This is a genomic window from Streptomyces sp. SD15 (genome assembly GCF_054462255.1).
This window is the reverse complement of record NZ_JBTLMO010000042.1, coordinates 35,007-46,239: the sequence shown is the minus strand read 5'-3', so window position 1 is coordinate 46,239 and position 11,233 is coordinate 35,007. Positions and strand designations below refer to the sequence as shown.

General features: G+C 69.6%; 11 protein-coding genes. 5 read left to right on the top strand and 6 right to left on the bottom strand.

Going from position 1 to position 11,233, the window contains the following annotated elements:
• Window positions 1-347 precede the first annotated feature (347 nt).
• Window positions 348-824: a DUF4231 domain-containing protein gene (locus ACX28W_RS32450; protein ID WP_459003516.1), complete on the top strand. Its 477-nt coding sequence runs from the start codon at window positions 348-350 to the stop codon at window positions 822-824.
• 324 nt (window positions 825-1,148) lie between these two features.
• Entirely contained in the window at window positions 1,149-2,048 is a 900-nt protein-coding gene (locus tag ACX28W_RS32445; protein ID WP_459003514.1) for a carbohydrate ABC transporter permease, read from the top strand.
• A 318-nt stretch (window positions 2,049-2,366) separates the two neighbouring features.
• Here ACX28W_RS32445 and ACX28W_RS32440 read toward each other — a convergent pair whose 3' ends face one another.
• From ACX28W_RS32440 to ACX28W_RS32430, 3 genes are read right to left on the bottom strand one after another with little or no spacing between them, the layout of a single operon-like run.
• Window positions 2,367-2,519: a hypothetical protein gene (locus ACX28W_RS32440; RefSeq protein WP_459003512.1), complete on the bottom strand. Its 153-nt coding sequence runs from the start codon at window positions 2,517-2,519 to the stop codon at window positions 2,367-2,369.
• A gap of 54 nt (window positions 2,520-2,573) precedes the next feature.
• Complete coding sequence (gene tnpB / locus ACX28W_RS32435; RefSeq protein WP_459003510.1) at window positions 2,574-4,028, bottom strand: IS607 family element RNA-guided endonuclease TnpB; 1,455 nt, start codon at window positions 4,026-4,028, stop codon at window positions 2,574-2,576.
• Entirely contained in the window at window positions 4,025-4,603 is a 579-nt protein-coding gene (locus tag ACX28W_RS32430) for an IS607 family transposase (protein ID WP_459003508.1), read from the bottom strand. The genes tnpB and ACX28W_RS32430 overlap by 4 nt, the downstream gene beginning before the upstream one ends.
• 45 nt (window positions 4,604-4,648) lie before the next feature.
• On the opposite strand from ACX28W_RS32430, the gene ACX28W_RS32425 reads away from it, so the two are divergent.
• Window positions 4,649-5,062, top strand: coding sequence for a carbohydrate ABC transporter permease (locus ACX28W_RS32425; RefSeq protein ID WP_459003567.1), 414 nt, complete (start codon window positions 4,649-4,651; stop codon window positions 5,060-5,062).
• Between the two features lie 16 nt (window positions 5,063-5,078).
• Here ACX28W_RS32425 and ACX28W_RS32420 read toward each other — a convergent pair whose 3' ends face one another.
• Together ACX28W_RS32420 and ACX28W_RS32415 are read right to left on the bottom strand one after the other, a co-directional pair.
• Entirely contained in the window at window positions 5,079-5,729 is a 651-nt protein-coding gene (locus ACX28W_RS32420; RefSeq protein ID WP_459003506.1) for a class I SAM-dependent methyltransferase, read from the bottom strand.
• Window positions 5,730-5,851: 122 nt separating this feature from the next.
• Window positions 5,852-7,591 (bottom strand): MFS transporter, encoded by a 1,740-nt coding sequence (locus tag ACX28W_RS32415; protein ID WP_459003504.1) that lies wholly within the window; start codon window positions 7,589-7,591, stop codon window positions 5,852-5,854.
• Window positions 7,592-7,861: 270 nt separating this feature from the next.
• On the opposite strand from ACX28W_RS32415, the gene ACX28W_RS32410 reads away from it, so the two are divergent.
• Together ACX28W_RS32410 and ACX28W_RS32405 are read left to right on the top strand one after the other, a co-directional pair.
• Window positions 7,862-9,049 carry a thiolase C-terminal domain-containing protein gene (locus ACX28W_RS32410; protein WP_459003566.1) on the top strand — a complete coding sequence of 396 codons (1,188 nt, stop codon included), beginning with the start codon at window positions 7,862-7,864 and terminating at the stop codon, window positions 9,047-9,049.
• Between the two features lie 64 nt (window positions 9,050-9,113).
• Window positions 9,114-10,550 carry a DHA2 family efflux MFS transporter permease subunit gene (locus ACX28W_RS32405; protein WP_459003502.1) on the top strand — a complete coding sequence of 479 codons (1,437 nt, stop codon included), beginning with the start codon at window positions 9,114-9,116 and terminating at the stop codon, window positions 10,548-10,550.
• A 29-nt stretch (window positions 10,551-10,579) separates the two neighbouring features.
• Here ACX28W_RS32405 and ACX28W_RS32400 read toward each other — a convergent pair whose 3' ends face one another.
• A complete protein-coding gene (locus ACX28W_RS32400; RefSeq protein WP_459003564.1) occupies window positions 10,580-11,212 on the bottom strand; it encodes a response regulator in 633 nt (210 codons plus the stop codon).
• Window positions 11,213-11,233 lie beyond the last annotated feature (21 nt).

Sequence of the window (11,233 nt, the reverse complement as noted above, 5' to 3'; positions counted from 1 at the left end):
GCGACTCTGTCAGCGGCTCCGCCGGGCTGCAGCGCAGCGTCATACGAGCTGCGTCGGAGTGGGGAGTGTTCATGAACCACGTGGTGAATTGCGCAGACTGTGGTTTCGGCCAGGTCCGGTGCTCGACGGCAACGGAGTTGTGGCGGACGTACCTCGCCGCACGAGGCCCGTTCAGCAAGCCCCCCAAGCTGACGCGTAGGCGCGGAGCTGTGGTCCCGGGCATCGGTGGGACCGTGCCCGTGATTCACGTCGGGCCGCATGGCGCGGATGCTCGGACGTGACACCCGGACACGGTACGAGGAGCATCAGAGCGGATGGGGCGTGAGTCGTCGACATGAGGACGTGAGATGGCAGAGAACCCACAACCTCCGGCGGGGCTTCCGCCGGCGGAGTTGGCCCGCTGGGTTCAGGGGCAGCTCACGGCAGGTATGGAGTGGTCCGAGAGCCGCAGAGCGCGGTTCCGCCGGTCCGCCTCGCTGGTCAAGTCGCTGTCCTTGGCCTTCTCCGTTGCCTCGACAGTGATCTTGGGGCTGCAGGACCTCAACTTCTGGGCCAGTCTGGCTTTTTCCTTAGGAGCGTGCGGGGTTGCCATCAACGCGGTCGAACCCTTCTTCAACTGGCGGGCTCGTTGGGTCCTCATGGAGGAGTCGGAGGTCAGGTTGCGTCGCATCAGAGACGAACTGGACTACCTCCTCGTAAGGACGGCGCCTGACCTTATACGTTTCGAGGATGTCGACCCGTTCTTCCTGCGAGCGCAAGAAGTGTGGACCGACATCAGCCGCCGATGGATCGATCAACGCCATGCAGACCAGCGGGATACTTGAGTCCCCGATCCGTGAACGGGGAGATCACGGCGTTCGGCCTGCCGGATCCACTCGCGCGATGATGCTGGACCTGCGCTGGATGCGGGGGATGCCCGCTTCGGGATCCAGCTATGACCTGGGCGACTAAGAGAGCCCGGCGGTAGGTGTGGCGAGTGGTCGTGTGACGACCCGGAGGCAAGGCAGCCGCCCGCGCCATCGACCAGGACTTCTCCGACAACGCCGGCTACGAGATCCCGTAGGACCCATCGGCAGGGGCGGGCTCGCATGCAGGCCCCGCCCGTGACACATGTGAAGCCCGCGAGGCGGGCGCGAACGGCGCGAACGGTGCGAAAGAACCGCGACTGGGTGCACGGACTGCTGATGTCCACCCCTGCCGTCGCCGGACTCATCGCCTTCGTCGGCATCCCGTTCGGCTATGCCGTCGTCCTCTCCTTCTACAACGTGCGCCTCGGCTCCCCGCTGGCGCCGTCCTTCTTCGGCCTGGAGCAGTACCGGCGCCTGTTCACCGACCCGGACCTGTCCGGCCCGTTCCTGCGGGCCCTGCTCAACAACCTGACCTTCGCCGTGGTCGTCGTACCCCTGCAGACCGGGCTCGCACTCGGGCTGGCGATCCTGCTCAACCGCAAGCTCAAGGCCATCGGCCTGTTCCGGTCCTTCTTCTTCATGCCGGTCGTCTTCCCCATGGCGCTGGCCGTGATCTGGCGGCTCATCCTCAGCCGCAGCGACCAGGGCATGCTCAACTCGGCCCTGCATGCGGTGAGCTTCGGCAACTGGGGTGCCTTCGACTGGCTCGGCGACAGCGCCACAGCCATGGCCTCGATCATCGTGCTGTCCGTCTGGCAGGGCGTCGGCTTCCAGATGGTCATCCTGCTGGCCGGCCTCCAGGGGATCCCGGGCGAGCTCTACGAAGCCGCCGAACTCGACCGCGCGAGCCGCTGGCAGCAGTTCCGCCACGTCACCCTGCCCGGCATCCGCGGCACCCTCGTCTTCGTCGCGATGCTCACCTCGGTGCTCTCCTTCCGGGTCTTCGACCAGGTCTACGTCCTCATCCGCGGCGGTGGACTCGACGAGGACGCCACCCGCACCGTGATGTACCAGGCCGTCACCACCGCCTTCGACCAGAACAACATCGGCCAGGCATCCGCGATCACCGTCGTCTTCTTCCTGATCGTCGTCGCCCTGACCCTCATCCAGCGCCGCGTCGTCCGGCCCGAGAACACCTGAAACGGGGCCTGACACATGACCCGCACGCCGCTGCGCCGCTTCCTCGACTACGCCGTACTCAGTGTCCTGGCATTCATCTTCGTCCTGCCCGTCCTCTACCTGCTCATGGGCAGCCTCAAGCCCTCCGACGAAGTCCTGAGCGGCCTCTCCGGCTTCCTCCCCACCCACCTGTCCTTCGACAACTACTCCGCCGTCCTGGACAGTCTCAACTCCGACAGCACCGGCTACTTCTGGCGCTTCATGGGTGTCTCCCTGCTGCTGGCCTTCGTGGTCGTCACGGGCGGCCTGTTCGTCAACTCCATGGCGGCGTACGGCCTGTCACGGCTGAAGTGGCGCGGCAGGGAAGCGGTCTTCACCCTCGTCCTTCTCCTGATGCTGGTCCCCTTCGAGTCCGTGGCCGTCCCGCTCTTCTACATGTTCAACGGCCAGCGCAACACGCTCTTCATCCAGGCGATCCGTTGCTTCGATCATCAAGCAATCTCAGTAATCCCGGCGTTTCTGCCGGAATGGTCCGTAACGGTTTCATCAGAGCGCGAGTTGCGCACTGGTGTCCTGTTGACGGTCTCCCGTTTCCTTCCCGGCCCGGGGGCTGGGGATTGTGCCACCTGCCCGCCCCGTCCCGGCCTTGCGGCGCGGGCGGGTGGTGCGGGTCTTGCGGTCGGCTCCACGGGGCTTCGACTCCGCCTTGGCGGGGTCCAGGTCTCCGCCCACTCCGGTACCTGTGGTGCGGGCCGCGAGGGCGGCCAGGTTGTGTCCGGCGTTGGCGTCCCGGTCGAGGACGAGGCCGCAGTTGTCGCACGCGAAGACGCGCATGCTGAGGGGCAGCTTGGCTTTCACCGCACCGCAGCGCGAGCAGGTCTTCGAGGAGGGGAACCAGCGGTCGGCGACGACGAGTCTCGTGCCGCGCCGACGGGTCTTGTAGGTGAGCTGGCGGCGGATCTCGCCGAACGCGGCATCCGCGACGGCGCGGGACAGGCGCCGGTTGCGGCCCATGCCCGCGACGTTGAGGTCTTCGACGACGATCGTGCCGTACTCGCAGGCGAGGCGGGTCGTCATCTTGTGGAGGGTGTCCTCGCGGAGGTTCGCGACCCGGTGATGGATCTTGTTCCGCGCCTGGTTGGCCTTTTCCCAGCGCTTCGAAGCCTGCTGCCCGGTGCACCGGTCGGGGCCCTGGCGGCGGGAGACGACCCGGCTGGTACGGCGCAGCTGCTTCTGCGCGCGGTCGAGGTGGCGTGGGTTGGGTTCCTCCCCGAGGACACCGTCGCTGTCCGCGTAGACGGCCAAGGTCTTGATACCGAGGTCGATACCGACCGCCGCGTCCGGGCGGGCGACCTTCCGCAACTCGTGCCGCTGCTCGACCTGGAGCGATACGTACCAGCGGCCCCGGTCCAGACGTGCGGTCGCGGACAGGATGCGCATATGCCCGGCGTCGGCTAGGGCGCGCAGACGGGAGGCGTCCTCGTGGAGGCGGACGCGGCCGATCCTCGGCAGGGTGATGTGCCGTCCGTCAGGCTCGATACGGATCGTTCCGGTGGTGAACCGGCAGGTCAGGCGCGCTTTCCGCTTCGACTTGAAGCGGGGGATGCCCATCTTTGGGCCCTTGCGCGTGCCGCTCTTCGACTTCGCGTAGTTGTCGAACGCCGCCGACGCGCCTGCCAGGCCGGTGTTGTACGCCTCCTTGGAGTTCTCCTCCCACCAGTCGGCGAAGCGCGGGTTGGTGCGCTTGTCCTCGTTGAACGCCTTGCGCAGCGAGGGCAGCGACCACGACCGCCACGGTGTCAAATCGTCCTCGCAGATGCCGTACGACTGCTCGGCCTTGCGCTGCCACCACACAGCGGTGACGTAAGCGACCGCCCAGTTGTACGCGGCCCGCGCGGCACCTGCGTGCGCATACAGGCGGCGGCCGGTCGTGGCGTTCGGGTCCAGCGCGAGCCTGTGCGCGAGGACGGTGAAGCCCGGCTGCGGCTTGAACTTCTTCATCCGGCCGGCTCCGGGCCGGTCGCGGCGGCCACGGCCCGGGCGGCACGGTCCTTCGCGGAGCGACGGCCATACAGGCGGGCGCACAACGAGGCCAGAACCTCGGTGATGTCCCCTACCAGGTCGTCGGCCGTTTCTGCCGGGTCGAGGACGACCAGGCGCCGACCCGTGGCCGAGAGAGCCGCTTCCAGGTGCTCGACACCGAACCGGGCGAGGCGGTCTCGGTGCTCGACCACGATCGTCCCCACCCCCGGATCGGCGAGCAGACGGTGCAGCCTGCGACGCCGCCCGCTCAAACCGGAGCCGACCTCCGTCACCACGTCAGCGACCGCGAGACCTTGGGACGTTGCGCCCTGAACGGTCCGGGCGACCTGGCGCTCCAGATCCGCTCTCTGGCCAGCGGACGAGACACGGCAGTACACCACGACCCGCCCGGCAGCCTGCGGAGCGGACTCGGTCACGAGCCATGTACCGGACGGCGTCTGGACGACCGGGACTGGCATACGGCCCTCTTTCGCCCAGGTCCACGCGGTCTGGTAATGCACGCCATTGCGCGCCGCCCACTCGGAAAGCTTCACAACATCAGGATATTCACTGAGAATGTGGGATATCCACTGAAATAAATAGGAACTGTCGTTCACCCCTTCATCGCCAACGCCTTCTCGGTCTACCAGTTCCACACCTTCTTCCGCTCGATCCCGCCCAGCATCGAGGAAGCCGCCCGCATCGACGGTGCCGGACCCTGGCGCACCTTCTTCGCCATCATCGTCCCGATGAGCAAGCCCGCCTTCGCCTCCGTCGCGATCCTCACCTTCCTCACCCAGTGGGGCTCGTTCCTGTGGCCGGTGCTGATGGTCTCCGACCCGGCGGTACGCCCGCTGCCACTGGAAATGAGCGTCTTCCAGGCCCAACTGCCCCCCGACTGGGGCCAGATCCTCGCCTTCGGCGTACTCCTCGTCCTGCCCGTCCTCGTGGTCTTCGCGTTCTTCCAGCGCTGGTTCGTCCAGGGAGTCGCCAGCTCCGCCGTCAAGGGCTGAGCAGCCGCTTCGTCCCTCAGACCCCCGGCCCGGTCCGCCGCAGCACCCGCAACGAGTCCGTCGCCGAGATCTCGGTGAACGCGCCGGAGGCCAGCGCGCGGAGGTAGACGCGGTACGGGGCCTGGCCGGTGAATTCGTCGGCGGGGTTCGGGAAGACGTCGTGGATCACGAGGAGGCCGCCTTCGGTGACGTGGGGCGCCCAGCCCTCGTAGTCGCCGTTCGCGTGCTCGTCGGTGTGGCCGCCGTCGATGAAGACGAAACCGAGGGGGGTCTGCCAGAAGGCGGCGATCTGCGGGGAGCGGCCGACGATCGCCACCACGTGGTCCTCCAGGCCCGCCTGGTGGAGGGTGCGGCGGAAGGTGGGGAGGGTGTCCATGCGGCCGAGTTCGGGGTCGACGGTGGACGGGTCGTGGTAGTCCCAGCCGGGCTGCTGCTCCTCGCTGCCCCGGTGGTGGTCGACCGTGATCGCTGTCACCCCGGCCGCGCGCGCCGCGTCCGCGAGCAGGATCGTGGAGCGGCCGCAGTACGTGCCGACCTCCAGGAGGGGCAGTCCGAGTCGGCCCGCGTCGACCGCCGCCTCGTACAGCGCGAGCCCCTCGCCGAGCGGCATGAACCCCTTTGCGGCCTCGAAGGCGGCGAGGATCTCCGGCTTGGGTACCGCGGGCATGGGTCCTCCAGGTCGTACAGGTGACAGTTCGTACAGGTGAGGGGGCGCCCCATGATGCACGACACCCCCGCCGCGTGGGCGACGGGGGTGCGCGAGAGGGGGCTGCGCGAGAGAGGGGGCTGTTACGCCCGTACGGTCTCGCTCGGCAGCGCCAGGTCCACGTCCACCGGACGGTCGTCGCCGGTGTGCGTCGCCGAGGAGGCGAGCGGGCCGTGGCCGGTGGCCTTGGCGGCGAGGACGTACGCGCCCTCGGCGGGGACGGCGAGCGCGTAGCTGCCGTCCGTCGCGGAGAGGGTGGCGCCCGCCTGGCGGCCACGCCGGTCGATCAGGGTGACCTTGGCGCGGGCGACCGGGTCGCCGTCGGCGTCCAGGACCCGGCCGCGGAAGCCTCCGCCGAGGATCTCGTGGGCGCGCTCCAGGGCGGCGTCCTCCTCGCTGCTGGCGCGCAGCTGCGGCTTGGTCGCCCGGCGGCCCGGCAGGAGCAGGGCGAAGAGCAGGCCGACGACGACCGCGCCGGCGGCGATCAGGAAGGAGACCCGGAAGCCGTGCATGGTCGGGATGGCGACGCCGCCGACGTCGTTGGCCGTGTTGGCGAGCACCATGCCGATGACCGCGCTCGACACCGACGTACCGATGGAGCGCATCAGGCTGTTGAGGCCGTTGGCCGCGCCCGTCTCCGACGCGGGGACGGAGCCGATGATCAGGGCCGGGAGCGAGGAGTACGCGAGGCCGATACCCGCGCCCAGGACGACCGCGATCACGATGGTCTGCCAGGCGGCGTTCATCAGGCCGAGGCCGGCGCCGTAGCCGATCGCGATGATCAGCATGCCGATGATCAGCGTGACCTTGGGGCCGTACTTGGCGGAGATGCGGGCGTAGATCGGGGCGGTGAACATCATCGTCAGGCCGAGCGGCGCCACGCACAGGCCGGCGACCACCATCGACTGGCCGAGGCCGTAGCCGGTGGCCGTCGGCAGCTGGAGCAGCTGCGGCAGGACGAGCGAGACGGCGTAGAAGGCGACACCGACCATGATCGAGGCGAGGTTGGTGAAGAGCACCGAGCGGCGGGCCGTGGTGCGCAGGTCCACCAGCGGGGCCTTGACGCGCAGCTCCATCACGCCCCACAGGACGAGGACGACGAGCGCCGCGGCGAACAGGGCGAGCGTGGTGCCCGAGGTCCAGCCCCAGTCGCTGCCCTTGGTGATCGGCAGCAGGAAGAGGACGAGGCCCGCGGAGAGGCCTAGCGCGCCCAGGACGTCGAAGGTGCCCTCGGCGCGCATCGGGGATTCCGGTACGGCGACCAGGGTCAGGACGATCGAGGCGACGCCGAGTCCGGCGGCGAGGAAGAACAGGGCGTGCCAGTCGGCGTGCTGCGCGACCAGGGCCGCGACGGGCAGCGCGAGTCCGCCGCCGACGCCGATCGAGGAGCTCATCAGGGCCATCGCCGAGGGGAGCTTCTCGCGGGGCAGCATGTCGCGCATCAGGCCGATGCCGAGCGGGATCGCGCCCATGGCGAAGCCCTGCAGGGCACGGCCACCGATCATCACGAGCAGGTCACTCGTGAACCCGGCGATCAGCGAGCCGACGACCATCACGGACAGGCTCAGCAGCAGCATGCGCCGCTTGCCGTAGAGGTCGCCGAGGCGGCCCATGATCGGCGTCGCCACGGCTCCCGCGAGCAGTGTCGAGGTCATCACCCAGGTGGCGTTGCTGGGCGCGGTGCCCAGCAGCTCCGGCAGGTCCTTGATGACAGGGACGAGCAGGGTCTGCATCACCGCGACAACGATGCCCGCGAAGGCCAGCACCGGCACGATGGCGCCGCTGGGCCTCCGGGTGGGCTGGTCGGTCGTCGTGTGCGTCATTGAGTAAGGCCTCCAGGCCGGACGAAGAAGAGGAGAAGGGTGATCCGTGCGGGATACGTGCAATGAGAACCCGGTGTGCCTGGGCAACTATTCCGATGCTTCGGCGAACTAACGAAAACTTGACCCTCTCATGGGTATCTGACCTACCGTCAAAATAGAACGCGTTCTAGTCTGGCGCGCGGATGGAGTGCTGAAGGCACAGACCGCAGGGACGGACTACAGGCACGGACCGCAGGGCTGGACCGCAGGGACGGACACGGGGAGGTCATGATGAAGGCGTACGTCGTCGGGGTCGGCATGACGAAGTTCGAGAAGCCGGAGACCCGGGAGTGGCAGTACTGGGACATGGCGAAGGAGGCGGGCGCGGGTGCCCTCGCCGACGCCGGGATCGGGTACGAGCGCGTGCAGCAGGTGCCCGTCGGCTACTGCTTCCAGGCCTCCACCGCGGGCCAGCGCGCCGCCTACGAACTGGGGCTGACCGGCGTTCCCGTCTACAACGTCAGCAACAACTGCGCGACCGGGGCGAGTGCCCTGATGCTGGCGCGGCAGTTCGTCGAGGGCGGGGGCTCGGACTGCGTCCTGGCCCTGGGCTTCGAGAAGATGAAGAAGGGCGCGCTGGGCGGCGGGGCCGACGGCGGGGACTTCGCGACGTCCCCGGTGGCCCGGCACTACGCCGTGATGGCCGCCCGGCACGGCTTCGAGATGTCCCCGCCCACCGCGCAGATCTTCGGCGCCGCGGCGCGCGAGCACATGGAGAAGTACGGGACCACCGAGGCGCAGCTCGCCGCCGTCGGCGCCAAGAACCACCGGCACTCGGCGAACAACCCGTACGCCCAGTTCCAGGACGTGTACGAGGTCGACGACATTCTCGCCGCCCGGGTCGTGCACCGGCCGCTGACGAAACTCCAGTGCTCACCCACCTCGGACGGGGCCGCCGCCGCGGTCGTCGTGTCCGAACGGTTCGTCGAACGGCACGAGCTGGGGGAGCGGGCCGTGGAGATCGTCGCGCAGGCGATGACCACGGACACGGAGGAGTCGTTCGCGTCGGGCTCGTGCATCGACGTCGTCGGCCGGCCGATGTCGCGCGAGGCCGCGCGCCAGGTGTACGAGCGGTCGGGACTCGGCATCGACGACGTGGACGTCGTGGAACTGCACGACTGCTTCTCCATCAACGAGCTGCTGACCTACGAGGCCCTCGGGATGTGTGAGGAGGGCGGGTCCGGCGAGCTCGTCGAGTCGGGGGCCACGACGTACGGCGGACGGTGGGTGGTGAACCCGTCCGGCGGGCTGATCTCCAAGGGGCATCCGCTGGGAGCGACCGGGATCGCCCAGGTGGCCGAGCTGGTCTGGCAGTTGAGGGGAGAGGCGGGCGGCCGGCAGGTGGCGGGCGCACGGGTCGGACTGGCCCACAACATCGGGCTGGGCGGGGCGGCGGTGGTGACGATGGTGCGGGTGTAGGTCTTCCGACCCAGGGCGGAGTGCGGCGAAATCCTGATGCCAGGACCGTGGAGCGGTTGAGAGCATGACATCCATGCTGCGAGCCGCGGAAGACACCCGAATATCAGGTCGTACGGCGCCGCCCATGTGGGTGGTGGTCGCGCTCGCGTGTGCCGGACAGTTCCTCGTCGTGCTCGACGTCTCCGTCGTCAACGTGGCGCTGCCGTCCATGCGGACCGACCTGGGGCTGAGCCCGGCCGGTCTGCAGTGGGTGGTGAACGCGTACGCGATCGCCTTCGCCGGGTTCATGCTGCTCGGCGGGCGGGCCGGTGATCTGTACGGGCGCAAGCGGATGTTCCTGGTCGGGCTCGCGCTGTTCACGCTGGCCTCGGTGGGCGGCGGGCTCGCCCAGGAGGGCCCGCAGCTGCTGGTCGCGCGGGCCGTGCAGGGGCTGGGGGCCGCGGTTCTCGCCCCCTCGACGCTGACGATTCTCACCTCGGCCGTCCCGGAGGGCGCCGCACGCGCGCGGGCCATCGCGACCTGGACCGCGGTCGGCGCCGGGGGCGGGGCGGCGGGCGGGCTGGTCGGCGGACTGCTGGTCGACGGGCTGTCCTGGCGGTGGGTACTGCTGATCAACGTGCCGATCGGCGCGGTGGTGCTGGCCGGCGCCGCACGGTGGCTCGCGGAGAGCCGGGCGGGGGACGGGCGGCGGCTCGATCTGCCGGGCGCGCTGCTGGTGACGGCGGGGCTCGCGATCCTCGCGTACGGGATCGTGCAGACCGAGGCGGAGGGGTGGGCGGCGGCCGCGACCCTCGTACCGCTGTGCGCCGGGCTCGCGCTGATCGGCCTCTTCCTCCTCGTCGAGGCCCGCACCAAGGCGCCGCTGATGCCGTTGAAACTGTTCGGTGTGCGGGCGGTGTCCTCGGCCAACGCGGCCATGTTCCTCTGCGGCTCCGCGATGTTCTGCATGTGGTACTTCATGACGCTGTACGCGCAGAACGTGCTCGACTACTCGCCGCTCGGCGCCGGGCTCGCGCTGGTGCCGAGCGCGCTGGCGGTGGTCCTCGGATCGAAGCTCGCGCCGCGACTCATGCCGGTGGTCGGGGCGCGCCATGTCGCGGTCGTCGGGACGCTGGTCGCCGCGGCGGGCTTCGGCTGGCAGTCGACGATGACGGCCGACGGGGCGTATCTCACCGCCATCATGTTCCCGGGCCTCCTGATGATGCTGGGCGCGGGCCTCGCCGCGACCCCACTCGCCGCGCTCGCCACCTCGGGCGCCGCGCCGGAGGACGCCGGCCTGGTGTCGGGCCTGGTCAACACCTCCCGCACGATGGGCGGTTCACTCGGACTCGCCGTCATGTCGACCATCGCGGCGGCCCGTACGGGGAGCGACTCGTCGGGGGAGGCGTTGACGGCGGGGTACGCGCTGGCCTTCCGCACGGGAGGGGGCGTACTGCTCGGCGGGGCGGTGCTGATGCTGCTGTGGCTGCCGGGCCGGACGTCCGCGCCGGCGACGAAATGACGTGGGGGGGGCGGGGGAGCGGGGCCCGGTTACAGCCACCCCTGCTGACGTGCCTCCCGCATCGCCTCCATGCGGTTGCGGGTGCCTGTCTTGCCGATCGCGGAGGAGAGGTAGTTGCGGACGGTGGACTCGGAGAGGTGGAGCTTCGCGGCGATGTCGGCGACGGTGGCGCCGTGCACCGAGGCTTTCAGTACGTCGCATTCACGGGCGGTGAGCGGATTGGGTCCGGCGCTCAGCGCGGCCGCGGCGAGCGCCGGATCGATCACGGTCTCGCCGGTCAGCACCCGCCGGATCGCCTCGGCCAGTTCCTCCACGGGCCCGTCCTTCACCAGGAACCCCGCGGCGCCCGCCTCCATGGCGCGCCGCAGATACCCGGGCCGTCCGAAGGTGGTGAGGATCAACACCCGGCAGTCGGGGGCCTGTTCGCGCAGTTCGGCGGCGGCGTCCAGTCCACTCATGCCGGGCAGTTCGATGTCCAGCAGGGCCACATCCGGCCGGTGCGTCAGCGCGGCGTCCACGATGGCGTCGCCCGCCGCCACCTGGGCGACGACCTCGATGTCCGGCTCCAGCCCCAGCAGCAGGGCGAGCGCGCCCCGCATCATGCGCTGATCCTCGGCGAGCAGGACGCGGACGGACTTCGCGGGGCGATGGGCCTGCGGCATCTCGTTCACGGGGGCAAGGGT

Coding starts and splice junctions, on each gene's coding strand:
- ACX28W_RS32420 (WP_459003506.1), bottom strand. CDS start 5,729: ATGCCCGCGGTACCCAAGCCGGAGATCCTCGCCGCCTTCGAGGCCGCA.
- ACX28W_RS32405 (WP_459003502.1), top strand. CDS start 9,114: ATGACATCCATGCTGCGAGCCGCGGAAGACACCCGAATATCAGGTCGT.
- ACX28W_RS32440 (WP_459003512.1), bottom strand. CDS start 2,519: ATGATCGAAGCAACGGATCGCCTGGATGAAGAGCGTGTTGCGCTGGCC.
- tnpB (WP_459003510.1), bottom strand. CDS start 4,028: ATGAAGAAGTTCAAGCCGCAGCCGGGCTTCACCGTCCTCGCGCACAGG.
- ACX28W_RS32410 (WP_459003566.1), top strand. CDS start 7,862: ATGAAGGCGTACGTCGTCGGGGTCGGCATGACGAAGTTCGAGAAGCCG.
- ACX28W_RS32400 (WP_459003564.1), bottom strand. CDS start 11,212: ATGCCGCAGGCCCATCGCCCCGCGAAGTCCGTCCGCGTCCTGCTCGCC.
- ACX28W_RS32415 (WP_459003504.1), bottom strand. CDS start 7,591: ATGACGCACACGACGACCGACCAGCCCACCCGGAGGCCCAGCGGCGCC.
- ACX28W_RS32450 (WP_459003516.1), top strand. CDS start 348: ATGGCAGAGAACCCACAACCTCCGGCGGGGCTTCCGCCGGCGGAGTTG.